The sequence below is a fragment of the Pseudomonas urmiensis genome (assembly GCF_014268815.2).
Taxonomy (GTDB): domain Bacteria; phylum Pseudomonadota; class Gammaproteobacteria; order Pseudomonadales; family Pseudomonadaceae; genus Aquipseudomonas; species Aquipseudomonas urmiensis.
In genome coordinates this window covers 1493242-1518677 of sequence record NZ_JABWRE020000001.1, presented here as the reverse complement: position 1 = coordinate 1518677, position 25436 = coordinate 1493242, and the positions used below count along the sequence as shown (strand labels likewise).

The window sequence follows — 25436 nt, the reverse complement described above, 5'->3', positions numbered from 1 at the left end:
TTACGAATCGATAACTCGTCACTCCTCTATTTTCCGCTTGCAAACCAGGGGATGTGTCCACCCCAGCTACAAATGCAACCGTAAACACCGTCTGAGCTCCTCTAGCCAGCTTGGGTATACCTCCTGGGGCATCCCGCCCCCCCCTGTGACCTCTTGAAGTTTACACTGCGCCGCTGCGGTGGCTGGCACCCCGCAAACACTGAGGCTCTATCCGTCTCAGTACATAATTCAAGAAACCGAGCCGATAGCAAACACGTTGCCTCGCCATTCTCCAGGCAAGTCTTTGACCTACAAGAGTATTGTGTCGGCGCTTTAAGAGATCTGTGCTAACGCTCAGTTCAGCAGCGCTGCAAAATCACACCAATCGTTAAGTGTTGCTTACATATATTTGAAAAAATATTTGCTTTTCATGATGTTGGACAAGGTATAGGTTTTGAAAAAAACCAAAGAAAGGTACCGCAGCAATGACCCACTCCTATTTCAACGACAACCTTGCTGAACGCGACCCTCTGGTCTTCAAAGCTCTTCAAGGAGAAAAAAAGCGTCAACAGGGCCAGATTGAACTCATTGCTTCAGAGAACTCAGTCAGCCTGGCATGCTTGGAAGCCTTAGGCTCAGTGATCACTAACAAGTCTGTAGAGGGTTATCCTGGTAAGCGTTTTCACGGCGGCGCTGACTTCGCTGACGTTGTAGAACAGGCTGCAATCGATCGCGCCAAGGATCTTTTCGGCTGCAATTTCGTCAACGCGCAGCCTCACTCCGGCACCCAGGCCAACCAAGCAGTATTCTTCGCGCTGCTCCAGCCTGGCGATACCGTGTTGAGCATGGATCTCGCCTCAGGCGGCCACTTAAGTCATGGTGCTAAACCAAACCAGTCGGGTCGCTGGTTCAATATCGTCTCGTACGGGGTAGAGCGCGAAACGGGTTTAATCGACTATGCCAACTTGGAGGCGCTGGCTTCGGAACACAAACCCAAGCTCATCATCGCGGGTGGCTCCTCATACCCTCGCGAGATCAATTTCCCTCTTATCCGTGAGATCGCTGACAAGGTTGGCGCTACCTTCCTAGTGGATATGGCTCACTTTGCGGGCCTAGTCGCTGCTGGAGTCCACCCATCTCCCATCCCTCACGCAGATATCGTCACAACTACCACCACCAAAACCCTACGTGGCGCTCGCGGCGGCTTGGTAATGACTAATCGCGAAGACCTCTTTAAGAAGCTTCAATCGGCGGTATTCCCAGGCGTGCAGGGTAGTGCACATTTGGCAACAATCTCCGGTAAAGCGGTATGTCTCGGTGAAGCTCTGACCGATGAGTTCAAAACCTATGGCGCCAACGTCAAAGCTAACGCTAGCCTGCTTGCGCAGGTTCTGCAGAAACGTGGTGTGCGCATCGTCAGCGGTGGCACTGATACTCATCTTGTTCTGGTAGACGTCTCCTCCAAAGGTCTGACCGGTCAGCAGTCGCAAGATGCACTCTCCGAGATCAACATCACCTCGAACAAGAACCCGATTCCGTTCGACAGCACCAAGCCATCGGAATGGAAGGGTTTGCGTCTTGGCTCCTCGGCCGGTACCACTCGCGGCTTCGGTGCGAAAGAGTTTGAGATCATTGGCAACCTAATCGCAGATATCTTCGACGCTCAAACTGCTGACGAGTCGACCCGTGCTGCAGTCATCGAGAAGAGCCGTGCAGTGGTTGCGAAACTGGTTGGTGAATTCCCAATCTATGCCTAAGGGGTATGCGGCGGGTGCGTAGAACACCCGCCCGACTTCACGCTGTAGGAAAATAGTAATGAGCGTTCAACTTCCTAATGATCCAGCGCGTGATGATGTTTTGGCTGGCCGCCCTGCGCTTTGGCTGAACCCGAATCTGAAGGCCAACGGCATCGCTGATCCTTCGCTGCCGATCCGGTCTACCCAGGTAAAAGAAGCCGAAGAAAACTGGCAAATGCTGGCTCCGCTACTGGAGTCTTGCTTCCCCGAACTGAGAGCGTCGAAGGGCCGGATTCAGTCCAAGCTAATCGAAGCTGAAGATCTTCGCGGCGCGCTGGGGTATGGCACCTCGCAGTACGGTCGAGTATTTGTCAAAGCCGATGGCGATTTGCCTGTTGCAGGCTCCATCAAGGCGCGCGGTGGCGTTTACGAAGTCTTCATGCACGCCAAGAAGATGGCTGAAAGACGCGGCATTCTAACCCCAGGCGCTGACATTACCGTACTGGCCGGAGATCAGGCGCGTGCCCTCTTCAATCAGCATACGATCGCCGTGGGCAGCACTGGCAACTTAGGTTTAAGCGTTGGTATTGCAGCTCGCGCCCTGGGCTTTCGTGCCGTCGTGCACATGTCGTCGGACGCCAAGCAATGGAAGGTTGATCGCCTCACTCGCTTGGGTGTTGACGTTGTTCAGCACAAAGCCGACTACACCACCGCTGTTGAACATGCTCGTATTAGTGCAGAAGCGGATCCAACTATCTACTTCGTGGATGACGAACGTTCGCAAGTACTGTTTTTCGGATACAGCGCAGCAGCCACCGAGCTGGCCGCACAGTTGAAAGATCAGGGTGTTACCATCGATGAAGACCACCCGCTGTTCATCTACCTGCCCTGTGGTATCGGCGGAGCGCCAGGTGGCGCCGCCTATGGCCTGAAAGCCATCTTCGGCGATGCAGCCCACGCATTCTTCGTTGAACCTGTGCAATCACCGTCCGCGCTAGTACACATGATGAGCGGCTCCAATAACTTGGTGTCGGTATACGACGTAGGTCTGACTAACCGAACTGAGGCAGATGGTATGGCAGTGGCTCGCATGTCGGAGTTCGTTGCCAACGTCATGAAGCCCATGCTTTCAGGTGTATTCACAGTGGACGACGACGATCTCTTCCGCTGGCTTTGGAAAGCTCAGATTGTTCAGAAAATGCGTCTTGAGCCATCGGCAACAGCTGGTTTTGGCGGCCCTGAGTTCATCGTGAATAGCGTTCAAGGTCGCGTATATCAAAAAGCTCATGGACTGAGCAATAAACTTGCTCAGGCAACACATGTTATCTGGACAACGGGTGGCGCTTTCGTTCCAGAAGAGCAATTCAAGGAATTCATGGCGCGCGGAGCTTCTCTGATCAAATAAGACCCAAGCTGACCATGGGGATATACCCGCTCCATACCCCCTGTCCTTAGAAAAATAGCGCCGAAGAAAACCAATTACGCCAGTCAATGACGTTGAGGTGATAGTTCCATGAATAATCAATTCCTGGCCGACCGTATCGACGGTAAAGGCTTTGCCGCTCATCTTGTCGAAAAACTGACAGATGATGTAACCGACATTAAAGAAAAAACCGGACTTATTCCAGGCCTGGCCGTTGTCCTAGTGGGTGAAGATCCTGCAAGTTCCGTCTATGTAAGCGCTAAACATCGCCAGACTCTCGCCATCGGTATGCAATCGTTTGTCCATAAGCTACCTATTGATACCAGTCAAACTGAACTGATGGCACTGCTGACAGAGTTAAATGCCGCATCGGAAGTAAACGGGATTCTGGTCCAATTGCCGCTGCCAGCTCACCTAGACACCAACGCGGTCATCAATGCAATTGAGCCAGATAAAGATGTCGACGGCTTCCACATCCTCAATGCTGGCCGCCTAGCGACAGGCCAGGATGCCCTAGTGCCCTGCACTCCATTGGGCTGCCTGATGATGCTCAAAGACCGCCTGGGCAGCCTGGCAGGTATGAATGCCGTGGTTGTCGGTAAATCCAACATTGTCGGCAAACCTATGGCTCAGTTGCTAATGGCGGAAAACTGTACAGTTACAGTCGCGCACTCTAAGACCCGCGACGTCCCGGCTCTGTGTCGCACGGCCGACATTCTGGTAGTGGCAGTGGGTCGACCAGAGATGGTCAAGGGCGACTGGATCAAGTCTGGCGCAGTCGTGATCGACGTAGGCATCAACCGCATTGAAAGCGACGGTCGGTCGCGAATTGTCGGCGACGTGGCCTACGACGAAGCAGGCCATGCCTCGGCGATCACACCGGTTCCGGGTGGCGTTGGCCCAATGACCATTGCTTGCCTGCTGGCAAACACTGTGACCGCATTCAAGCGTCAGCATAAAATCGTAACTAAAAAAGAAGCTGTTGTCGTTTAAGGTGATTCAAATGACTAAGACTAGAAAAAACTACGTACTTCGAGTTTCTTGCCCTTCGATCCGTGGCGTGACCGCTGACATCACCAGCTTCTTATCCTCTCGCGGTTGTAACATCCGTGACAGTGCACAGTTTGACGATGAAAGCACTAACCACTATTTCATGCGGATCACGTTCCGCCCGGAAGAAGGTCAGTCGCTGGAAGACCTGAAGAAGGAGTTCCAGCATCTTGTTGAAAAATACAACATGGAATACGAGTTTTTTGATGAGCGCGCCAAGCGCAAAGTCATCCTTATGGTTTCCCGCTTCGGCCACTGTCTGAACGACCTGCTGTACCGCTGGAGCATCGGCGCCCTCCCCATCGACATCGTCGGTGTGATCTCCAACCACCTGGACTTCCAGAAAGTGGTTGAAGGCCACAGTATTCCTTACCACCACATCAAGGTGACCAAGGAGAACAAGGCTGAGGCCGAAGCCGCCCAGATGCGCATAGTGCGCGAGACCGGTGCCGAGCTGATCGTGCTTGCACGCTACATGCAGATTCTGTCGGACGAGATGTGCCAGCAGATGTCGGGCCGCATCATTAACATCCATCATTCGTTCCTCCCGTCCTTCAAGGGCGGTAGCCCTTACAAACAGGCCTTCGATCGCGGCGTAAAACTGATTGGTGCCACGTCGCACTTTGTCACCGCCGACCTGGACGAAGGCCCGATCATCGAGCAGGATATTGTCCGTATCACTCACGCGCAAAGCCCGAATGACTATGTGTCGTTGGGGCGCGACGTCGAAAGCCAAGTGCTGGCCCGGGCAATCCATGCTTACGTCCATGGCCGTGTGTTCATGAACGAGAAGAAGACGATTGTGTTCCCGGCATCACCTGACTCGTACGCATCTGAGTCTATCGGTTGAGATGATTGCGGCTTGCAATCATCTCGCCTAAGCAGCTACATGTTTGATCAAAAAGTAAAGTAGGTGACAAGTACCCACTTGGGCATCAATCCAAGGGGGTACTCCTATCGATCAAGCTTTCAAGGTTAAGCAAGCTATGCCAAATTAATAAAGCTTCGTCACTTTATCCTTAGCATTTATAACTGCACAAATAGCGAAAACAAGGTGCGAGGCACAGAAGATAAAACCTGGCTGCTAGGCAGATTCCACACAGGTTGCCGCGAGCACTCAATGAGCAACGTCTCGACGCCGTAAGGCCGACTTTTAAGACGCCAATCGGCACCAAACCCTGGCTTTTCTCTGGTTCTAGCGCGCCATGGACGCACCTCTCGCTCGGGCTCAACTACTGCCGGCGCAAGATCCTACGTTTCGACAGCGCATAGAGCGTCGTCAGTTGTACCGTGCTCTTGGCTAAGCCACGAAAGCGAGTATTTACATAGCCGAGCGGATGATTCATTACCCGAAACGGGTGCTCCACTATTCCACGCAGCTTCACCTTGGCCCTTTCGATCTTAAGCTGGGCTTTGTAGAACACCCTGCGTTTTCCCAAGTGCTGGTAAGTACTGCGTCGTGCTGCGATCCAGCTCAAGGATGAACATGGGATCCGCAATGGTGCCTTGGCGCAACTACAGGCCGTTTTCTTGCAGATAGTTGTTAATGAGTTCCTGAATCCCTGCCCAAGCCGATGCTTGTCCACGAGGTGCAGGAAATAGTCGTGCCTTCGGGGAACGGCGCTCTGTGCGTCGTCGAGCAAACTGGCGCATCGAGGTGGTCTCGTGCAACGCCTGCTCGATCGCCGGATCGCTCAGCAAAAGCCAGTTCTGCAGCAAGTGAGTACGCAGCATCGTATCCGATGGATAAGGTTTACAACCGCCGCCGACCTGTGGATAGTGAAGCTGTATTACTGCGACTGATTCGCTCCACGGCACGAACTGCTCCATCTCTGCCAGGATACGTTCGCGGCGGGCCTGTTTGCGCTTACCGGCGTATTAGAAATCGGAGAAGCTCATCTGATTCATGGACAAGGCTTGCATGGGGTGGCTGAGTGAGGGGCCATTTCAGCACAGGTCGGGGCGGCCTTTGCTGACTTGAGCGGAGAATCCCCAGAAAAGCTCATCACTACCCGCTCCGTACTCGCCAGCCATAGGACGGGTGAGTTGCTACAGCGTAGGAGGGACTGTGGCCGAATCAACCGCCAGCAATTGGTACCAAAGATTTTAACCAAAATCCGAATTTTGAAAAACTGCTTAATAGCCAATTCTTGCAACAATCCCTTTAGCTCACCACATCAGCAACGGACTCGGTGAACAGGGTACACTCAGGAAGGATAATACCCTTCTTGACAGTCACGCCCCCAAATACCACCGACTGCGCATGAACGGTGGCTCCCTGCATCAAAACTGGACTTTTACAGGCCCCTACAGGGCTGCGAAGAACGCTGACTGCATTCCATAAGGTTACGTTATCTTCAATAACTACACCGTCATCGATCACGAGGCCCTGTCCATGACGGATGACGACTCCTTTCCCGATCTGTGCGCTGGGATGAATATCGATACCCCAAACCTGAGCTCCCCAGTTTTTTAACATCATGGCGTTGTGGTGCTCGTCATTAAGCCAAAGCATGTGGCTTATACGATAGAGCTGTAACGCTTGGAAGCCTGCACATGAAGATAACGCGACATAAAAGTCGACACAAGAAGGGTCGTCCTTTACGAAGCGGTCAATATCTGCTTCAGACTGGAGGGAGATCGTCGGCTCAGAGCGGAGCAGCGCGGTGAGCCAGACCTGAAGCTTATCGCCGCCAAGATGCCTCATGCTGAAACTAATATTTGCGCCCAAGGCCGCCTCGAAGCAGTCATGTTCAAGTACTCGATTTTCCACGTTCCATCGCATAACCGGATTCCAGCCTGCAAAATGTTCAGCCTGCCGCCTGAGGGTACGCCATACGTCACTCATGGTGCCTCATAATATCGAATAATCAATAGATGACAATTTAATGCCACTGCTTTTATCAATAGAAAACTTAACATGTGGCACATTAAAATAAAATTACTCACCAAACGAAATCACTATTTGCCTCATTTAACCCAGCCGACAAACCCCGATTACGAAGACTATGCTAGGCCGGATCCACATGGCCTACCATGTCTGCGACCTCGCCCATACTTTCAAACTCGGCCAACCAGGCAAAGGTCGGTTTAGGTTCACAGCTGTCGAACGGAAACTGTCGGACAGATGCAAGGCTGCTTCATCAGCATCGGGGTGGCGGGCAGACATCAAGCCAGTGCCAGACCTGGTGCCACGCCTCTCCGCAGCATGAATGTGTCTGAAGTACGATACGACAGCGGCAGTCGTGAAAGACTATCTGAATAGCGAAAGTGACCTGCCTGCCGCAAGCCCCACGGCGCACCAACGATCATTACAGTGATGAACAGCTCTCCGAAGGTCGAATAAGCATCGCGTAACGCTGTGAGAACAGACGTAAGCGTAGCCCCTACCTCGCCAATATCAAAGGCCCTTTCAATATCCATATCCGATACGATGCACGATTTGCTTCAGCTCATGTATTATCACGATGTAACGACCCAGCTGGAGATTTCCCGTGAATGCGTCATCCCCTCCCAAGAATGCCCCTCGCAACCTTCCGCTTGGGGAGCAGGTATATGAGACCCTGCTCTCTCAACTGATCACCCTGAAGATCGGCCCCGGTAGCCGGATCTCCATCGACTCGCTTTCCCGAGAGCTCAACGTTTCCCAGACCCCGATTCGTGCAGCATTGATTCGCTTAGAGGCGGAGGGCCTGGTCATAAAGGTTCACAACATCGGGTACAGCGCAGCCTCTATGCCTTCTCACCAACGTTTCGAGGAAATTTACGACATCCGCGAGATGCTGGAGCCTTACCTGGCGAGCCGTGCTGCTCAACAGCTTTCCGATAGCGATGCGATGGAGCTGTGTGCGCTCGCTGACACCATGAAGATTCCAGCCGGCGAAGACCTGAGCCTAGCCTACGGTAAGTTCGCCAAACTCGATGCTCAGTTCCACGCTTGGATCGCGGAGCGTGGCAACAACCACATGGCCCAAGAAGCACTCACCAGGCTCCACGCTCACGTGCACCTGTTCCGCCTCAGGTTTCATTCGCGCGTTACCGAAGAAGCCATTCAGGAGCATGATGCGATCGTGACCGCCATTCTCGCCCGCGCCCCTGAACAGGCAGCGGCAGCGATGAGAGAACACATATCCAGATCTCGTGCTCGAATGGAACCCTACTTCAAAATGATAGAGTAGGTGTGTCGTCGTTAGGGGTTCAGTACCGCTTTATCGATACCGAACCCGCAGGATGATTTAGACAGACTTCACTTCAACAACCAGCTCTACCTCTACGCACACGCCCATTGGCAACTGCGCCACACCGAACGCAGAGCGTGCATGCTTACCAACATCGCCCAAAATCTCCACTAAGGTTTCGGAGAAGCCGTTAGCAACGATGTGCTGCTCCTGAAATTCCGGGCCGGAGTTCACAAGTACCACCGCTTTGACAATGCGCTTGATGCGATCCAGGCTGCCCAATTGATCATGTAGTGTAGACAGTAGGTCGAGTGCAACGCTGCGAGCGGCTGCGCCAGCATCTTCGATGGAAATATTTATCCCGAGGACACCTACCCAAGGCTGACCATCCCTGCGAGGTATGTGACCGGACACATACAGATTCGATCCAGTTTGCACAGCCATTACATAACTGGCTGCTGGCTTGATGGAGTCTGGCAGCTTGATGTTCAGCTCACGAAGACGCTCATAAACGCTCATTTTAGGAGTCCTATTAATGAAAAAGAAGCTGGCTTTCTGTGACAAGCTCAGCAAGCCAACTCCCAAAACATGATTTAAACTAAGATAATTAGAGTCACCAGTTGACGGAAATGTACTTGGCCTCCATAAACTCCAGCATGCCGTGGTGAGCGCCTTCGCGGCCCAAGCCACTCTGCTTCACACCACCGAATGGAGCTGCAGGGTCTGAGACGATGCCACGATTCAGACCGATCATCCCGCTCTCGAGACGCTCGGAGATGCGCATACCTCTGGCAAGATCGCCGGTGAAGACGTAAGCCACAAGGCCATATTCGGTGGCGTTGGCAGCATCAACTGCTTCGTCTTCGTGATCGAACACTACAATCGGAGCGACTGGGCCAAAGATCTCTTCTTTCAGCAAGTCAGCGTTAGCAGGCACATTGATAAGTACGGTCGGGCTGTAGAAGTAACCGACGCGATCCGGGCTGTTACCGCCAGTCAGAACGACTGCACCTTTGGAAACTGCGTCATCAACCAAAGAGGCTACCTTTTCGACGGCGCTGGCATTGATCAAAGGGCCACATTGGGTTCCAGCCTTAGCACCATCATCTACTCGCAGAGCACTCATGCGCTCAGCGAAGCGCTTGGAGAATTCAGCGGCAATCCCACGTTGTACGTAGAAGCGGTTCGCTGCAGTGCAGGCTTCGCCGCCGTTGCGCATTTTTGCGATCATGGCACCTTCGACGGCAACATCAATGTCGGCGTCATCGAATACTAGGAACGGAGCATTACCACCCAGCTCCATGGAGCAGTTCACTACTGAATCGGCAGCTTTGCGCAGCAGAACGCGGCCCACTTCAGTCGAGCCAGTGAAAGAAAGCTTGCGAACACGATCGTCATCTAGGATTTGGGAGCAAACCTTGCCCGAAGCTCGGGTGGTAATAACGTTAACTACGCCGTCCGGTACTCCGGCTTCAGCCAGGATCTCAGCAACCAAGTAGGCAGTCAGCGGAGTCTCGGTGGCAGGTTTCAAGATACAGGTGCAGCCCGCAGCCAGTGCAGGAGCGATCTTGCGGGTAGCCATGGCAGCAGGGAAATTCCACGGTGTCACCAGCAGGGCGATACCGATCGGTTCATACTGGACGATTGTGCGTGCAAGGCCGCTAGGAGAACGGCTGAAATCGCCTTCGATACGAACAGCTTCTTCAGCAAACCAACGGAAGAACTCGGCAGCGTAGGTCACCTCCCCAAGGGCGTCGTTCAGGGACTTTCCATTCTCCATAGAGATCAAAGTCGCCAGTCTTTCCTTATCACGAGTCATCAGCTCGAAACAGCGACGTAGAATTTCGCTGCGAGCTCGAGCTGGGGTGGCAGCCCAGGCCGGAGCAGCTTTGGCAGCAGCGTCAACAGCGGCCTGTGCATCGTCCAGAGAAGCGTCTGCTACTGACGCAATGATCTGCTGGGTCGAAGGATTGAACACCTCGATACGGGCCTGGGAGATGGAGTTGATCCACTGACCACCTATGAACAGGTCGGTTGGGAGTTGAACGACGTTTAGAGATTGCGAAGTCATGGTTGTTGTTTTACCTATCAATGTTAATCAAAGGCCGTGGAATGCTTGACCAACAAGCTCACGCATCGACTGGAAATCGAGCTTGCGCGGGTTATTGTTGACGAGACGAGCGGCCAGCAGCGATTGCTCCGCGATCCAGTCGAGTTGCGATTCTTTAATACCCAACTCAGCTATGGTGCGAGGGATCTTGATGGTCTTAAATAGCGCACGAGTCATCTCGACAAGCTGATCTACCGTTTCTTTGTCGGTAGCACCTTTGATATCCAACGCCTCGGCAATAGCAAGGTAAGACTCTGGTGCAACTTCGGCATTGAAGCGCATGACGTAAGGCAGGAGCGCGGCGACACCCAACCCGTGCGCAGTCTGAGTCAGCGCCCCTACAGGATACTGAAGTGCGTGTGCAGCGGCGGTACCCGCGACACCAAAAGCCATACCAGCCAACAGCGAAGCTTCCATTAGCTTCGAGCGAGCTTCACGGTCAGCACCGTTGACTACTGCGCGCGGTAGGTATGAGAACACAGTGCGAATGGCACTCAGGGCATACTGGTCGCTAAGCAGGTTCTTGCCTACGAATACACGAGACTGGGATAGATCAGAATTCACCGGGTTACGCACTGCTGTGAAAGCCTCAATGGCGTGCGTTAGGGCATCGGCACCTGAGATTGCGGTCAAACCAGGTGGGCAAGTGGCTGTCAGCTCGGGGTCACAAATTGCGGTATGGGGAATCAGATACGGTGAAGAGATACCGACCTTCAGGTCGCGCTTCTTGTCTGCTAGTACCGCTACCGGAGTGACTTCGGAACCGGTACCCGCAGTGGTCGGCATCGCGATGACAGGAATCAACGGGCCTGGAACTTTCAGCTCGCCATAGTACTCATCCAAACTTCCTCGGAAAGTCAACAGTAGTGCAACCAGCTTGGCCATGTCCAAGCAGCTACCGCCACCCACGCCGATGACCACTTCGGGGTTAAGATCTTTATACTCAGTGACACAGGCCTCAATGCTGTCGGATGGAAGTTCCGCCAAGGTGCCACCGAAAACGCTACATTCAACGCCGTGGCTCGCCAGGTTCTCAAGTAGCTCAGTCATCACAGGAGAAGATGCCAAGCGCTCATCCGTACAAATCAGTGCTCGCTTACCGATCTTCGCGGTAATAGCACCTAATGCAAAGCGCTGACCATCGCCAAATACGATTTCTTTGGGACTACGAGTTAGACCAAATTCATTGTTCATCTGTCTGACCTTCCTAACTTATTATTATCGGGCGAGCGCTTGAATGTTATTCCAGACAAAAGCAGGTAATTTCACACCGTTTTCCAAGCTCTTCCTGCGAGCGATCAACGCGCGATCGCCTGGCACAAGTACAGGGCGTTCCACCTTTGCAGGCTTGCAGTCACGGATCGTTTGCAGGTACCTGCTAATATGTTGAGCAACACCGTGAGCCGGCTCGATTACAATGAACACGTCGCCTTTGTTACATTGGTGAGTGGCATCAAGTGTGCCTTTCACCTCGGTACCGAGTGCAGACGCAGTCAGACTGGCGACTAGCACTTCGATTGCCAGGCCCAAGGCGTATCCTTTTGCTTCACCAAAAGGTGCGATGGCCCCCTCTTTGGCAGCAGTTGCGTTGAGCGTTGGGTCACCATTTGCGTCGAGCGCCCAACCATGCTGAAGCTGCTCACCACGGTTCGCGTAATCGTGAACTTGGCCCATCGAGACTAGGCTGGTTGCCATATCCACAATGAATGGTGCCGGCGACGCCGGCACACCGATTGCGATAGGATTGGTACCGATCAATGCCTTGCGGCCACCCCAAGGGTGGACGAGAGCCTCGCTTGTGGTCAGCGCGATCAGAATCTGGCCCTCTTTAGCAACACGCTCCGCATACAGCGCAAGCATCCCAATGTGGTTGCAGTTGCGAACGTTCGCGATAGCAATGCCAGCTGACTTGGCCTTCTCCGAGATCTCCTTCAGCGCTGAGAAAGCGACAACTGGCCCGAGACCATTCTCACCGTCCACGTCATACAAACTAGTACCGCGCCAAGTGCCAACGCCCCTAGTAGTGGGGTTGCAAACGCCATTTCGAATGCGCTCGATAACGCGCGGCAGCCGCTGCAAGCCATGCGATGCACGCCCACGTAGCTCTGCTTCGAGAAGCAATTCAACCTGAATATCAGCATGAACCGAAGGAACACCGGCCTTGCTCAGCGCTCGGGTGCAAGTAGCGGTGGCTTCTTCTGGGCTTATTGTCAGCACCTGATGACCCCTCAAAATGATATCGTATCGGAAATCGTATTTGATTTACCTTACTGCCTTGGTATTATGCTGTCAACGAATTTTTGGAACATCAGCACGTGACTAGGTTATCCACTCTCTCTTTTTTTTCTGGTCAGCCTCCCATGGAAACCAACCACTTATCGCTTGGCGACAAGGTCTACGAGACGGTGTTGGCAGAGCTCATCACACTGAAGGTGTTGCCCGGCAGCAAGATTTCAGTTGACGCATTGGCCCGACAACTAGGCGTCTCGCAGACCCCGGTACGCGCGGCTCTCATCAGGCTCGAAGCAGAAGGATTGGTGGTCAAGACACACAACGTAGGCTACAGCGCCGCCGACATGCCGGCTCGCAAGCGCTTCGAAGAGATGCATGAAATGCGCCTGCTGCTTGAGCCATATATGGTGGCCCTTGCCTGCGAGAGGATGAGTGACGAGCAGCGGCGGTACCTTAGCGACCTCTCAAATCGCATCGAAATTTCGACCAAAAAGCATGACTCCACCGCCTATGGTCACTTTGCAAAGCATGATGCAGAGTTCCATGCTTGGATCGCGCAGCAAGCCGGCAACGAGCTCATGGCCGAGACTCTCGCTCGCCTCCACGCGCACATGCATGTTTTCCGACTCTGTTTCCGCACATCCGTAACCCAGCAGGCCAGAGAAGAGCACAACCTCATCATCTCAGCGCTCGTGAATGGCGACGCTCAGACCGCTACTGACGCCATGCGGGAGCATATTCTGAAATCGTGGGAACGCATGTCTGCACTCCTCTCCGACTTTAATTGAACATGCATCTCATAACGTACTGATCGTCAACCGTTATTTGGGTAAATCTCCATGCAAGGCATTACAGACCTCGGGCCACTGCGAAGCTTTATAGAGGTGGTGAGACAAGGCGGATTTACTCACGCCTCGAAAGTCCTCGGGATTACCCAGGCCACCGTCAGCAAGCATGTGGCTCTTCTTGAGAACAAGCTGGGTTTCAGGCTACTTATCCGATATCCTAGAAAAGTGATCCTTACCGATAGTGGCAACGTGGTTTATAGTCGAGGTATACAACTACTCTCCCTCAATGATGACCTAATCCTTGAACTCAACGAATTGGCCGACGTTAAGACCGAAAAGCCCAATATCGATATCGCTGCTCAAAGCTGCTTTCCGCACAAAATCCAGATAGATACCAGCAATGACATCAACGCCGACGTCATTCACAAATTGATGCCACTTTTCCTCAAACAGTCTACTGCAGCTTTGCAAGCCCCAATACCGACCAAGGCGAAAGCCAAACAACCAACTTACGATGCCGTGTCCGTCGAGTTGCCTTTCGGTGAGCAAGTCGTGACCCCGAACTGGCCCGCCTCTGACCCAGATGGATGCGCACGTTGTGTCCGTAAGCTGCTCCAGTATCAGAAGCGATGTCATTTGGCCCGCTGCTGATCAATAGCCACGACACCGCTCCGATTGATAACTTCGAGCAGTTGGATTCAAATGATGTCGTAGACCGCATCTCACCGCCAGGGCAAGCGGAGCTAGCGGTTGGGAGATCTGAATGGGAACGAGTGACAGAATGGAGCCGCCCCGATAATCTAAGCCTCCTGCCAATGCATAGAGGCTCACTGGAGCCACGTTGAACGCGAAGGAGCCAGGGCTAGGATGTGCGAAAATGAATACCAGTCAGGGGGCTTAATGATACCTGCTCTCTCAGGATTACTATTCGGCGTCGCAGAATAATACGTCTAATCACCCCCACCCTTTTCGATCTGACGCGGTAACATGTAGAAATTTTGCTTGGCTTTTTGATTACGAACCTGTATGGAAATTCTATCTGGAGGTCTTGTCCATGGCTTCATCTGACTACCTATCCGCCAACCTACGAACACTGTGCGAAAAGTCGGGATCTGTAACAGAATTCTGCAGGAAAGTTGGTCTCAACCGGCAACAGTTCAACAAATATCTTGCTGGCACTCACGAGCCTTCCAAGAGCAACCTTAGGGCTATTGCCAATCATTTTGGCTTATCAACTGAAGTTCTTTTTTCATCTCCTGGTGACTTTAGATCCATAATTGACGGCAGCCACTTTCATCTATTTCGAAGTCTGATCCAAGCGCCCAAGATGATCAGCTTCATCGACGAAGTCACTGCCAGTGCAACCCCCTCACCTAGCAGTATAATTGGAGTCTATGAACGCTATCACTACTCGTCAATTTACACCGGCCAGATCGTTCGCTCGATTTTCTGTATTTACGAAGCGGAGGGATCCCTAAGGCATTACTATGTTGAGCGATTTCCTAGCGCCGATGGCACAGGTAAAAACGATTACCACTTTAAATATCATGGATTGTGCTTCCCTGTTGCAGGCCGAATTTTCGCTATAGACTTTGAGACGATTCAGCGCAATGAACTGACATTCAGCAACCTGGCGTCTGTGAACCGCAACTCAAAAAAATTTATCTTCGGAGTTACCAGCGGGATAGCCGCTTCAATGATGCGGCAACCGGTAGCAGCCAAGGTCGCAATGGCATTTGTGGGCAAAGGCTTAATACGTAAAACTCATATAAAGCGAGCAACAGTGCTTTCACCCACAGATCCTTCCATCCCCAAGGAAATCATTACTTATCTAGACAGTGATAACTCCTTCATCGATTCTGCCCGTATATGACGTAGAAAATGCTTCTTAAGGCTCATCATCACCTCGCAGCCGCCAGCTTCCCCACTCCAAATCCAGCCTGCGTCACAGTGCGTCACTTTTCGTCCTTATGAGAAATTGTGGCGACTCAGATAAACGCTTAATTTCTTTACTAGGCAGGGCATTAAGCCTTCTGGTCGTTAGGCTTAGCCGCTCTGCCGGGAGCGTCGATCTCCGCATCCGCACGAACTAGCGGAAGCGATTGACTCACATTTGGTTTGGTCAACCAATGTAAACAAACAAGGCGTTTTGCCTGAAACTATTTATTTCAGAACTACGCGTCGGAGTATGGCGAGACGCTAGGGTTCTGATACCTACAATAAAGGTGATGAGATGGCTGAGTGGATAAAAAAAGCGAACCCTACGGAGCAGCAAGTAGCCTCGAACGAGAAAGTAAAATCGGACGTTTCCCGTATTCTCCTGGACATCGAGAAGCGCGGTGATGCCGCCGTCCGCGAGCTATCGACTCAATTCGATGGTTGGGATCGCACTGACTACCGCCTGACACCTGCGGAAATCCAAGAGTGCATGAATAAACTGACTGATCGTGAGCGTGATGACATTCTGTTTGCTCAAGCTCAGGTACGTCGCTTCGCTGATGCTCAACGTGCCTCTATGCTGGATTGCGAAATCGAAACCATTCCAGGTGTTATCCTGGGTCATAAGCACATCCCAGTAAGCGCTGCCGGCTGCTATGTTCCAGGCGGCAAATACCCATTGCTGGCTTCGGCCCACATGTCCATAGTCACGGCTAAGTCGGCGGGCGTCCAAAACATCACCACGGCAGCCCCTCCCTTCCAAGGCAAGCCCGCCCCTTACATTGTGGCAGCTCAATACCTTGCAGGCGCAGACTCGATTTACTGCCTCGGAGGGATCCAGGCCGTGGGTGCGATGGCTATCGGCACCCAGAGCATCGATCCGGTGGATATCATCGTCGGCCCAGGTAATGCCTATGTGGCTGAAGCCAAGCGCCAGCTTTTCGGTCGAGTGGGCATCGACCTCTTCGCCGGCCCCACCGAGACCCTGCTGATCACTGATGACAGCGTGGACGGCGAGCTTTGTGCCACTGACTTGCTCGGCCAGGCAGAACACGGTAAAGATTCTCCTGCCGTCATGCTGACGACTTCCCGCGAGTTGGCGGAAGACACGCTGAAGGAAATCGCACGCCTTCTGGAGTTACTGCCAACTTCTGCCATCGCCGCGGAGGCTTGGGAGAACTTTGGTGAAATCATTCTCTGTGAGTCCTATGAGGAAATGGTCAAGTTTTCGGACGAGTACGCCTCTGAACACGTCCAGATTATGACTCGAGATGACGACTATTTTGTTAAGAACTTGCAGAATTACGGCGCTCTGTTTGTGGGTGCTCGCACTAACGTCTCCTATGGCGACAAGGTAATTGGCACCAACCACACGCTGCCAACTAACAAAGCAGCTCGCTACACAGGCGGCCTATGGGTTGGTAAATACATCAAAACTTGTACTTACCAGCGAGTCCTCACTGATGAAGCATCAGCCCTCATCGGTGAATACTGCTCTCGCCTGTGCCTCATGGAAGGGTTTGTCGGTCACGCTGAGCAAGCCAACATCCGAGTCCGTAGATATGGTAAAAAGGATGTAGCTTTCGGGGCGCCTGCTTTGTAAACACATAAAGGGAGCGAAGTGTCTCTTCGCTCCCTGCCGGGGTGTTTAATTTAACCCCTCATAAATATTCCCACCCAGACTACAACCCCACATTTTTATGTCATTTGAGAAATATTAGACAACCTCTGCTCTCCGGCGCAATGCCCGTAAAACTACTGCACCTGACCTGATCAGTTCTCACATACAGCTACGCCAATCACATCAAACATTTTCTGCCCTTAGCATAGTAGCCTATGAAACCACTCATCGGACTACATCTTGCGTTACTGGAAAGCCTTTTCAGCGAACCGGGCCATGGGCATCTAACAAAATTAAGTCTCATGACACGCACCAGAAACAGCATATATAACTAGATATTATCGAAAATTGATGGACCTGGATCTTGAACAGCGCCGTTACATTTAGTATCACCTAAACATCGCATCATGGTATGTTGACCCTACCGCTAGAATTCGAGGAGACAATGTACTCAGCGCTTCGACACGGCAGAATCAGGCTTTAAATTTTTATTCCATTTCCACATAACGGAATTGTCAGAATATCGGATTTCCCATTAAATATTTGACAATCGATACCAAGTTTCTCAAAGCCGTACGGGGAGGATGGCGCTGGCATAAAAATTGCATGTAATTAAGCACAATCAACCCAGCATGGTAAACAGGAGGAAAGCGATGGGCTTTGATGAGAACCATAAAGTACGTTTTTCTAGAGATGTACACTCCCAGGCACAAGTTATATCGCAGTGGCAGCAGCAATATGCGCAGATTTCTCGTGGCGTATTCAAGGGTGTCGGAATCGACCTATCGTTAGATCAGGCAGATTTTTACTTTGAGCAAATGAATAAGGCCACGTACCAGAAGGGCTGTATACCAGACAACTCAATCGGTCTCGTCGTTGCACTCAAATGTGATGAGCAGATGGCAACTTGCGGAAGATCAGTAAGCCAAGGGGACGTGGTACTGATATCAGGACGGTGCGGATACGAATTCAAAAGCGCGGAGAACATGAAGGCACTGATGATCAGCATCCGTAAGGGATCAGAACTCGAAAAACACTTAACAAATGATTTGCTTTTAAATCTTGAGTCGTCACCGAGAGTGTTGGCAACAATCTGCGAACCAAATTTGAAAAGACTCGAAAATTCATTCTATCTGTCCAGCGATGCGAACACACACTTTGCCTCCACATCGGTCAACTTGATAGACGTATTCACCGACTCGCTATATGAATGGCGCAAACAAACGAACTCAATTAAACCCCACATCGAAAGCTACATCGTTAATCATTACTGGGAAATCATAAAAAGGGCTTACTCGATAATCATTTCCCAGCCTTATGAGATCCGTTCCATATCGCAACTGATTGATGAATTACACATTTCACGTGGAACGCTTCAAAACGCAACTCATCAAACGGTAGGTATGAAAGCCGCCGAGTTTATGAGAGCAATCCGGTTAAATCAAGTCCTGAAAAACATGTCATCAGGAGAATCGGTAACTACGGCTGCTACTAACTGGGGCTTTCTACACCTTAGCCATTTTTCCAGAGAATACAAAAAGCTATTTGGTGAACTACCTTCGCAAACACTAAAGGCAAAACTCGAAAATCTTTATACTCAACCTAAACATAGGTAAGTTAGGCTGGCAACCAGTCCAGCCTAACAACCTCTTAGCCAGTTTAATACACAGATTCAAACCCGCTCACACACCTGAACCAGCCGCAACGGTGATAAACATTTGAGATACAAACCGCGTGTTGCCCCAATCACAAATGTGCCTACCACCACCGCAACTATCGAAATATTTACAAAATTCCAACCTTGACTTCCTGTCAGGGCGGAAATATTCACAAGAGCTAGGTACAGGAAACCAACAAGGCAGATCAAAGAGAGGTACGGTGCAATTTTGGAGTTCCACACCGGAACTGCGCGTGAATCCTTCCTGAAGAACAGAATCACTGAAAGAGCAGTTAGGGTAATGATGAGCATGTAACCCAGGGTACCTGCCGCAGACCCCCAAGTATATACCTCTTTGATAGGGTCGAGGTTGAGTACAACCGAACCGACAACCAATGCCAAAGCCGTTAGAGTTTGTGTAAACGAAGCTCGATGTGGAGACCCATGAACATGGTGTACGTCAGAGAATCTTGGATTAATAACAGATGAACGGCCCAAAACATATTTATACCGAGCTATCACATTGTGATTTGCCAGTGCAGCGGAGAACAAGCTGGTAATCACCAGGATATTAGCTATATCTTGGGCAACCTTCCCCATATAATGACCTACAAAATCAATATACATATATTCTGTATTACTTAGCGCCTGCTTTACTACATCATCAACACCAACACCAATGATAGTAAGATAAAACGACACACAGTAAAGCACGACAATGATAATGATAGAGTAGTAGGTAGCCAGAGGTATCGTCCGATTCGGATCTTTGACCTCTTCTCGGTAAACGACTGTTGCCTCAAAACCTACAAAGCACAGCACGGTGAAGAGGATGCCAATACCAGGATTACCAGACATGAAGCTGGAGGGTAGTAGAGGAGTGGGATCCAGGCCTGCTAAGCCGTGCTGCCAAAAAACAACAATATCCGCAACAATTATGATAGCGATCTCCGCCACCAGTGCCACACCTAAAACCTTGGCGCTCGCCTCAATATTTCTGTAACCAAGGACACCGATAACTAGGATGATAGCACTGGTGTATATACTCCAGTGTAAATTCACATCCACCCAGCGCTCGACTGCATCCTTTACAAGAATAGATAAGAACACTTCAAGTGCGAGCAGTACCAATGTATATGAAACCACAGCAACGGCTGCGCCGCCAATTCCTGTAACTGGCCCCATTCCCTTGAGAATATAAGCGTAGAATGCGCCTGACCCTTCAATATATTTGGACATAGCCACAAATCCAAATGCAAACAGAAGCAAAGCACAACCAACCACCACCGAAGTCATCGGAACACCGATACCGTTACCCAACCCGATCATCAGTGGCCCAGTACCAGCCATTACCGTCAAGGGAGCTGCTTGGGCTAGCACCATCAATACAACGCCCATCACACCAAGGCTGCCTTGCAAACCGGCCATCTTGTTTTGAGTTTCCATTATATTTCACCTTTAACCCTGCAACCGAAGCACTACGTCAGCTAGATAACAGTCCTGAACGCATGTATCGGATATAGAGCTGTTAGATAACGTTATTATTTTAAACTTTTTAGCACTGGCAGCTTTAAGGAAACACTTTGTTATGCAAATCTATTACTTTACACACTTGAACGGAAAGGATGGCCGCTCCACTTGAATGTAGACACTCTTTACTTGAGTATACTCTTTAAGAGCGTAAGCACCATTCTCCCTTCCTAATCCGGAATTTTTATATCCACCGAAAGGGAGTTCAGCAGGCACGACATTGTACGTATTTGTCCAGCAAACACCGGCCTCAAGGTTCTTCGTCATACGTAATGCGCGACTAATATCCTGGGTGAATACCCCAGCAGCCAATCCGAAAAGAGTGTCATTAGCACGGGCAAGCACCTCTTCCTCGGTTTCAAATTTCAAGATCGACATAACAGGGCCGAAAATTTCCTCTCGGACGATATCCATCTCGTCAGTGCAGTCACAGAACACTGTTGGGAATACAAAGCTACCACCCTCCAGCCCCTCAACAACGTATACACCACCACCTACAAGTAAAGTTGCGCCCTGCTGAACACCACTCTCAATGTACGAACACACCGAATCCCTATGCTGAGGAGAAATGAGCGAACCGATCTCGGTTTCCAAATCCATAGGATTGCCAACCTTGAGCGCTTTTGTAGCCTTAGCCACCTTCTCGCAAAACTCATCATAAATCGAAGCTTGGACGAACACTCGTGTTCCATTACAGCAGTTTTCACCTTGTGATGAAAAGTTTGAACACAGGGCCGCCTCCACTGCAACATCAATCTCAGCATCAGCAAAAATGATTAGCGGTGACTTCCCACCAAGCTCCAGAGTAGTTTTCTTCATCATTTGGGCGGTGCTAGCAGCTACCTTTAGACCGCTAGCGACTGACCCGGTGAATGAAACTTTAGCCACTTGCGGATGCTCAGCCAGGTATCGACCAACCTGACCATCACCTTGTACGACATTGAATACACCTGGCGGTAGACCAGCTTCGCTCAGTATCTCAGCGAACAAGACTGCATTAGAAGGCGTCATCTCAGATGGCTTAAATACCATTGAGTTTCCTGCTGCCAGGCACGGCGCCGCCTTCCAAGCTATGAGCTGGATTGGATAGTTCCACGCACCAATACCTACGCATACACCAAGCGGTTCGTGTCGCGTGTAAGCCATATTTGCCCCCAGATCATACTGCTGGGCATGTACTGTTGCCGCTTGCGCGCTCATGTACTCCAAGCAATCGATAGCCGATACTACGTCATCGGCCCTTGCTTCACGCAACGGTTTACCAGTATCAAGCACTTCAACTTCAGCAAGAACGTCTAATCGCTCACGCATCAACTGGGCCGCTTTACGCAGCACTGCCGCCCTCTGCCCCGGGGGAGTAACTGCCCACTTTTTAAAACCCTCGCTAGCCGCAGCAATAGCGTTATCGCAATCCTGCTCTGCTGCGAAACTAACCTTGAGCAATAACTCCCCGCTAGCCGGATAGAATTTATCAAAGAGCTTCCCGCCACCTTCAACCTGAGCACCATTAATGTAATTCAGCACAGTTTTCATATAATTCACTCTTGTTGTATCAACGTTGTTTCGACTGCCAATTTTCGACAAATATTGGTTGCCGGGTTGCCGGGGCGATAGGCGCAATGCCCAACACATGATCCGCGCCTTTTTCTCCTATCATGATAGAAGGAGCGTTAATATTTCCCATTGGAACAAGCGGAATAATGGAAGAGTCTATGACACGTAGATTCATTAGCCCTACTACCCTGCATTCAGGATCAACCACGGTCATCGGATTAGCCGGATCGCCCATAACACAGGTTCCACAAGGGTGATACGCACTACCAGTATGCTCGAGGATGAACTGATCGATCTGCTCGTCAGTTTCATAACCGGTTCCCGGCAAAAGCTCTTCTCCAGCAAATTGATTCATAGCCGGCATCCCAATCACTTCCCTAGCGAGCCTAATACCATTGCGAATTTCTACAATATCATCTGGGTGATCGTAGAAATTATAATCAATGCTTGGTGATACATCGGGATCACTCGACTGAATGTGAGTTGATCCTCTGGAAAGAGGCCGAGCAGAAGCAACCATAATTTGGAAACCATGTTTCTGCTCAATGGCAGTACCATCATACTGTATGGCAGCCGGCATGAAGTGAAACTCTAAATTAGGATACTCAATACCCGCTCTATCTCGAATAAACGCACAGGCTTCGAAATGATTCGTAGCACCTAGACCTTCCTTGGTGAGCAGCCATTGAGCGCCAATGAATGCCTTTGATAGAACATTGTTGTGTTTATTGAGAGTGATTGGCTTTTTACAATGCCATTGCATGATCACCTCAGGATGATCCTGCATGTTTTCTCCGACGCCAGGCAATTCGTGCACTAGATCGATTCCGTTTCTTAGCAATACATCAGCTCTGCCAACACCGGAAAGCTCAAGTAATTTCGGTGTATTGATCGACCCTGCACAGAGAATAACTTCTTTATTCGCAAAAACTTCGAAGCTATCGCCCCCCTTAGAGTAAGCGACACCTCGAGCAGTTTTTTCCGAGATAATAACTTTATTTACCAACGCGTGCTTAATTAAGGTAACGTTTCCTGTCTCAAGAGCTGGTCGCAGATACGCGCTAGCTGTAGACCAACGACGACCATTATAAACTGTGCGCTCCATAGCGCCGAAACCTTCACCACATGAACCGTTATAGTCTTGGGTTCGATTGTATCCAGCTTCCACTCCTGCATCGATGAAGGCTTTGTACAAAGGGTTTTCCAGCGTACCTCTCGTTACATGCATTGGCCCATCTGTACCCCTCCATCCTTCTTCCCCGGCATGAGATTTTTCCATTCTCATGAAATAGGGAAGGACATTTTTATAAGACCAACCTTGGGCGCCTAACACTTCCCAACTGTCAAAGTCGCGCGCATGCCCACGCACATAGACCATACCATTAATTGAAGAAGACCCACCTATTACCTTACCGCGCGGACAGAAAAGCACACGATTTTTAAGATTTTTTTGCGGAACACTAGAATAATCCCAGTTATATCGCTTAATGCTCATCGAGACTTGAAGGGCTGAAGGCATCTGGAGAATAGGCCCCCAGTCACTTCCACCAGCCTCCAGAACCAACACTTTATGACCTGCAGCCGCTAGTCGGTAGGAAACAACCGCCCCTGCCGATCCTGAACCAACTATTACGTAATCATACTGACTAGTTTTTTTATTAAGCTCTGCGTTCACAATTATCACTCTACGAAATTACTGAAGCGCTATAAGCGACCGCTTGAGTCACTTTGCCGGTAGCATCAGTATGATTTTCGAGAGAGGTGGTCACTATCCATTTTTAGCAAGCAAAGCACCGCACGTCCGCACCCAAGGAGCGGATTGAGAGCGCTTTGCGTTTGCGAACGCTTGCAGTTTCAGCGTCCATACACATGGCCTCGCCAAGGAGATCGACCGAATCCTGAGTGCGCGCAGGGCCGTCAGGAGCCGGGACAGAGCAGCTACCAAAGCACCGTATGATTCGGCTTTGAGGATGATGCCATGGCCCTTCTGATGCCAACCTGTTGCAGTAATTAAGGTGTCTATACGCTGTTCGGTAGCACTTCTGAACTCCACCACCATCCACCTTTCGCTAGCCGTAGAACCCGTCAGGGGCTCCGGCTTTACATTCCCAAAGCCGATGGCAGGCAACGCCCGTTGGGTATTGCTTCTTTGGAGGACAAGATCGTACAGCAGGCGGTTGTTACCGTTCTGAATGCGATCTATGAGGAAGACTTTCTTGGGTTCTCGTATGGGTTTCGACCGGGCCGCAGTCAGCACGATGCGCTGGATGCGTTAACGGTCGCGCTGAACAGCCAAAAGGTGAACTGGATACTTGATGCGGATATCACGTCGTTCTTTGATGAGATCGATCATGAGTGGATGCTGATGTTTCTAGGGTACCGGATTGCAGACCGGCGCTTGCTCGGGCATATCTGCAAGTGGCTTAAAGCAGGTGTCATTGAGGATGGCCGTAGGGTGGCTGCGACCAAGGGTACGCCCCAAGGCGCAGTGATATCGTCGTTGCTGGCGAATATCTATCTTCACTACGTGCTGGATTTATGGGCAAGGCAGTGGCGCGAGCGCCACGCTCGCGGTGATGTGATTGTCGTGCGCTACGCGGACGACAGTGTCGTGGGATTATCAGTTAGTCAACGTCCAGATCGCCCCCGCGCTGCACGCGACGGTCGGGGAAGCACTGCGCCACGTGCTCCAGCGTTCGGGCTACTCCCTCTGTCCCGACACCGGGTCGTAACCACACACCATAAGAGCCCCTCCGGCAACCGAATTCTGTGGAGAATCTATGCCTACTCCTCCCGCTAGCCTACCAACGACACCAAGGCGCCCGGGGTTGCTCTTCGGTACGTTCGAGCTGTGCCTAAGCTTGCTGGGCCTGCTATTCGCTTCTCTGATCTTCTCCGTCGTGCTGGAGTTCGTGGGCATGCTGTGGTTCTGGCCCGAACAGGGTTGGCATCACAGTCATGCCATGTGGCTCACTGAGCTGGGATGGCTCAGCGATCACTTCAAAAATTCGCTGCTCGTGAAGGAACCCGCGCGAGCCACCGCCAAAGTCCTTCAGCACCTGAACGAATGGGTCGTGGTCCGCTCTGGCTGGGCGGATTCTGACACTCAACTGAGGCTCCTGAGTCAGGAAGTGTCGGTGCAGGGTCAGTTTGCTCAAGCCTATGTCGTGCTGCAGGACTACCTATTGGCCGCCCTGTTCACCATTTTCACCTTGGTCGTGCGTCTAACCATCCTCACCCTAGCCACACCACTATTCCTGCTCGCCATAATCACAGGCGCTGTCGATGGCTTGATGCGCCGCGACCTTCGCAAGTTCAGCGCCGATCGCGAGAGCAGCTATGTCTACCACCGAGCGAAGCGAGCCCTATTGCCCCTCATAATCAGCCCATCGATGATCTATCTCTCTTTTCCATCGTCTTTCAATCCTGTTTGGATACTGCTTCCCTCCGCAATTTTGTTGGGATGCACAGTTGCCATAACAACGAGCACATTTAAAAAATATATTTGAGTGTATAGTCGTCAATGCAGCATTTTGGATCTGTAAAGAATACCCCTTTTCGTTTTCCTCTTCTCACTAGTTAAGCCGGGTTAAGCATCGCTTCGTAGGCTGGTCTAAAGTGCAGTCCTGCTATGAACAAG

Annotated in this window: 19 protein-coding genes and 3 pseudogenes; 13 read left to right on the top strand and 9 right to left on the bottom strand. The window is 51.2% G+C overall.

The window, feature by feature from the left end; translation table 11 throughout:
- Nucleotides 1-464: 464 nt before the first annotated feature.
- From glyA to purU, 4 genes are all read left to right on the top strand, one after another.
- Nucleotides 465-1736 (top strand): serine hydroxymethyltransferase, encoded by a 1272-nt coding sequence (gene glyA / locus HU737_RS06725; protein WP_186557746.1) that lies wholly within the window; start codon nucleotides 465-467, stop codon nucleotides 1734-1736.
- A gap of 58 nt (nucleotides 1737-1794) precedes the next feature.
- Nucleotides 1795-3120 (top strand): D-serine ammonia-lyase, encoded by a 1326-nt coding sequence (gene dsdA / locus HU737_RS06720; RefSeq protein ID WP_186557745.1) that lies wholly within the window; start codon nucleotides 1795-1797, stop codon nucleotides 3118-3120.
- A gap of 108 nt (nucleotides 3121-3228) precedes the next feature.
- Nucleotides 3229-4131, top strand: coding sequence for a bifunctional methylenetetrahydrofolate dehydrogenase/methenyltetrahydrofolate cyclohydrolase FolD (folD, locus tag HU737_RS06715; RefSeq protein WP_186557744.1), 903 nt, complete (start codon nucleotides 3229-3231; stop codon nucleotides 4129-4131).
- A gap of 10 nt (nucleotides 4132-4141) precedes the next feature.
- Nucleotides 4142-5038, top strand: coding sequence for a formyltetrahydrofolate deformylase (purU, locus tag HU737_RS06710; RefSeq protein ID WP_186557743.1), 897 nt, complete (start codon nucleotides 4142-4144; stop codon nucleotides 5036-5038).
- Between the two features lie 382 nt (nucleotides 5039-5420).
- Here purU and HU737_RS06705 read toward each other — a convergent pair.
- A pseudogene (locus tag HU737_RS06705) lies at nucleotides 5421-6030 on the bottom strand (transposase).
- A 322-nt stretch (nucleotides 6031-6352) separates the two neighbouring features.
- Nucleotides 6353-7036, bottom strand: coding sequence for a serine acetyltransferase domain-containing protein (locus HU737_RS06700; RefSeq protein WP_186556049.1), 684 nt, complete (start codon nucleotides 7034-7036; stop codon nucleotides 6353-6355).
- A 646-nt stretch (nucleotides 7037-7682) separates the two neighbouring features.
- Between HU737_RS06700 and HU737_RS26400 the strand changes: the two genes are divergently transcribed.
- Nucleotides 7683-8366, top strand: coding sequence for a GntR family transcriptional regulator (locus tag HU737_RS26400; RefSeq protein ID WP_186556050.1), 684 nt, complete (start codon nucleotides 7683-7685; stop codon nucleotides 8364-8366).
- A gap of 57 nt (nucleotides 8367-8423) precedes the next feature.
- Here the strand turns inward: HU737_RS26400 and HU737_RS06690 are convergent, their stop codons facing one another.
- The 4 genes from HU737_RS06690 to HU737_RS06675 form a co-directional block, all read right to left on the bottom strand.
- Nucleotides 8424-8885 carry a RidA family protein gene (locus HU737_RS06690; protein WP_186556051.1) on the bottom strand — a complete coding sequence of 154 codons (462 nt, stop codon included), beginning with the start codon at nucleotides 8883-8885 and terminating at the stop codon, nucleotides 8424-8426.
- A 94-nt stretch (nucleotides 8886-8979) separates the two neighbouring features.
- Complete coding sequence (locus HU737_RS06685) at nucleotides 8980-10437, bottom strand: NAD-dependent succinate-semialdehyde dehydrogenase (RefSeq protein ID WP_186556052.1); 1458 nt, start codon at nucleotides 10435-10437, stop codon at nucleotides 8980-8982.
- Between the two features lie 27 nt (nucleotides 10438-10464).
- Nucleotides 10465-11670, bottom strand: a complete 1206-nt coding sequence (locus tag HU737_RS06680) for an iron-containing alcohol dehydrogenase (RefSeq protein ID WP_186556053.1) — start codon at nucleotides 11668-11670, stop codon at nucleotides 10465-10467.
- 24 nt (nucleotides 11671-11694) lie between these two features.
- Complete coding sequence (locus tag HU737_RS06675) at nucleotides 11695-12693, bottom strand: Ldh family oxidoreductase (RefSeq protein WP_186556054.1); 999 nt, start codon at nucleotides 12691-12693, stop codon at nucleotides 11695-11697.
- Between the two features lie 143 nt (nucleotides 12694-12836).
- Here HU737_RS06675 and HU737_RS06670 point away from each other — a divergent pair, with 143 nt between their 5' ends.
- From HU737_RS06670 to HU737_RS06650, 5 genes are all read left to right on the top strand, one after another.
- Nucleotides 12837-13496, top strand: coding sequence for a GntR family transcriptional regulator (locus HU737_RS06670; RefSeq protein WP_186556055.1), 660 nt, complete (start codon nucleotides 12837-12839; stop codon nucleotides 13494-13496).
- A 51-nt stretch (nucleotides 13497-13547) separates the two neighbouring features.
- A complete protein-coding gene (locus tag HU737_RS06665; protein WP_186556056.1) occupies nucleotides 13548-14147 on the top strand; it encodes a LysR family transcriptional regulator in 600 nt (199 codons plus the stop codon).
- Between the two features lie 403 nt (nucleotides 14148-14550).
- Nucleotides 14551-15369 carry a helix-turn-helix domain-containing protein gene (locus HU737_RS06660; RefSeq protein ID WP_104961232.1) on the top strand — a complete coding sequence of 273 codons (819 nt, stop codon included), beginning with the start codon at nucleotides 14551-14553 and terminating at the stop codon, nucleotides 15367-15369.
- A gap of 360 nt (nucleotides 15370-15729) precedes the next feature.
- Nucleotides 15730-17037 carry a histidinol dehydrogenase gene (hisD, locus tag HU737_RS06655; RefSeq protein ID WP_104961231.1) on the top strand — a complete coding sequence of 436 codons (1308 nt, stop codon included), beginning with the start codon at nucleotides 15730-15732 and terminating at the stop codon, nucleotides 17035-17037.
- 671 nt (nucleotides 17038-17708) lie between these two features.
- A complete protein-coding gene (locus HU737_RS06650; RefSeq protein WP_186556057.1) occupies nucleotides 17709-18671 on the top strand; it encodes a helix-turn-helix domain-containing protein in 963 nt (320 codons plus the stop codon).
- A 56-nt stretch (nucleotides 18672-18727) separates the two neighbouring features.
- On the opposite strand, the gene HU737_RS06645 is transcribed toward HU737_RS06650, so the two are convergent.
- The 3 genes from HU737_RS06645 to HU737_RS06635 form a co-directional block, all read right to left on the bottom strand.
- Nucleotides 18728-20158: an APC family permease gene (locus tag HU737_RS06645; RefSeq protein ID WP_186556058.1), complete on the bottom strand. Its 1431-nt coding sequence runs from the start codon at nucleotides 20156-20158 to the stop codon at nucleotides 18728-18730.
- 153 nt (nucleotides 20159-20311) lie between these two features.
- On the bottom strand, nucleotides 20312-21775 hold the full coding sequence (betB, locus tag HU737_RS06640; RefSeq protein WP_186556059.1) for a betaine-aldehyde dehydrogenase: 1464 nt from the start codon (nucleotides 21773-21775) through the stop codon (nucleotides 20312-20314).
- Between the two features lie 19 nt (nucleotides 21776-21794).
- On the bottom strand, nucleotides 21795-23471 hold the full coding sequence (locus HU737_RS06635; protein WP_186556060.1) for a choline dehydrogenase: 1677 nt from the start codon (nucleotides 23469-23471) through the stop codon (nucleotides 21795-21797).
- Nucleotides 23472-23930: 459 nt separating this feature from the next.
- On the opposite strand from HU737_RS06635, the pseudogene HU737_RS26755 reads away from it, so the two are divergent.
- The 3 genes and pseudogenes from HU737_RS26755 to HU737_RS06625 form a co-directional block, all read left to right on the top strand.
- Nucleotides 23931-24356, top strand: a pseudogene (locus tag HU737_RS26755) (reverse transcriptase domain-containing protein); the annotation flags it as partial.
- Nucleotides 24357-24414: 58 nt separating this feature from the next.
- Nucleotides 24415-24525: pseudogene (locus tag HU737_RS26750) on the top strand (PilL N-terminal domain-containing protein); the annotation flags it as partial.
- Between the two features lie 51 nt (nucleotides 24526-24576).
- Entirely contained in the window at nucleotides 24577-25305 is a 729-nt protein-coding gene (locus tag HU737_RS06625; RefSeq protein WP_186556061.1) for a TIGR03747 family integrating conjugative element membrane protein, read from the top strand.
- Nucleotides 25306-25436 lie beyond the last annotated feature (131 nt).

What these genes read in the sequence shown, in the direction of transcription:
- glyA (WP_186557746.1), top strand. Translation starts at nt 465, where the DNA reads ATGACCCACTCCTATTTCAACGACAACCTTGCTGAACGCGACCCTCTG.
- dsdA (WP_186557745.1), top strand. Translation starts at nt 1,795, where the DNA reads ATGAGCGTTCAACTTCCTAATGATCCAGCGCGTGATGATGTTTTGGCT.
- folD (WP_186557744.1), top strand. Translation starts at nt 3,229, where the DNA reads ATGAATAATCAATTCCTGGCCGACCGTATCGACGGTAAAGGCTTTGCC.
- purU (WP_186557743.1), top strand. Translation starts at nt 4,142, where the DNA reads ATGACTAAGACTAGAAAAAACTACGTACTTCGAGTTTCTTGCCCTTCG.
- HU737_RS06700 (WP_186556049.1), bottom strand. Translation starts at nt 7,036, where the DNA reads ATGAGTGACGTATGGCGTACCCTCAGGCGGCAGGCTGAACATTTTGCA.
- HU737_RS06690 (WP_186556051.1), bottom strand. Translation starts at nt 8,885, where the DNA reads ATGAGCGTTTATGAGCGTCTTCGTGAGCTGAACATCAAGCTGCCAGAC.
- HU737_RS06685 (WP_186556052.1), bottom strand. Translation starts at nt 10,437, where the DNA reads ATGACTTCGCAATCTCTAAACGTCGTTCAACTCCCAACCGACCTGTTC.
- HU737_RS06680 (WP_186556053.1), bottom strand. Translation starts at nt 11,670, where the DNA reads ATGAACAATGAATTTGGTCTAACTCGTAGTCCCAAAGAAATCGTATTT.
- HU737_RS06670 (WP_186556055.1), top strand. Translation starts at nt 12,837, where the DNA reads ATGGAAACCAACCACTTATCGCTTGGCGACAAGGTCTACGAGACGGTG.
- HU737_RS06665 (WP_186556056.1), top strand. Translation starts at nt 13,548, where the DNA reads ATGCAAGGCATTACAGACCTCGGGCCACTGCGAAGCTTTATAGAGGTG.
- HU737_RS06660 (WP_104961232.1), top strand. Translation starts at nt 14,551, where the DNA reads ATGGCTTCATCTGACTACCTATCCGCCAACCTACGAACACTGTGCGAA.
- hisD (WP_104961231.1), top strand. Translation starts at nt 15,730, where the DNA reads ATGGCTGAGTGGATAAAAAAAGCGAACCCTACGGAGCAGCAAGTAGCC.
- HU737_RS06650 (WP_186556057.1), top strand. Translation starts at nt 17,709, where the DNA reads ATGGGCTTTGATGAGAACCATAAAGTACGTTTTTCTAGAGATGTACAC.
- HU737_RS06645 (WP_186556058.1), bottom strand. Translation starts at nt 20,158, where the DNA reads ATGGAAACTCAAAACAAGATGGCCGGTTTGCAAGGCAGCCTTGGTGTG.
- betB (WP_186556059.1), bottom strand. Translation starts at nt 21,775, where the DNA reads ATGAAAACTGTGCTGAATTACATTAATGGTGCTCAGGTTGAAGGTGGC.
- HU737_RS06625 (WP_186556061.1), top strand. Translation starts at nt 24,577, where the DNA reads ATGCCTACTCCTCCCGCTAGCCTACCAACGACACCAAGGCGCCCGGGG.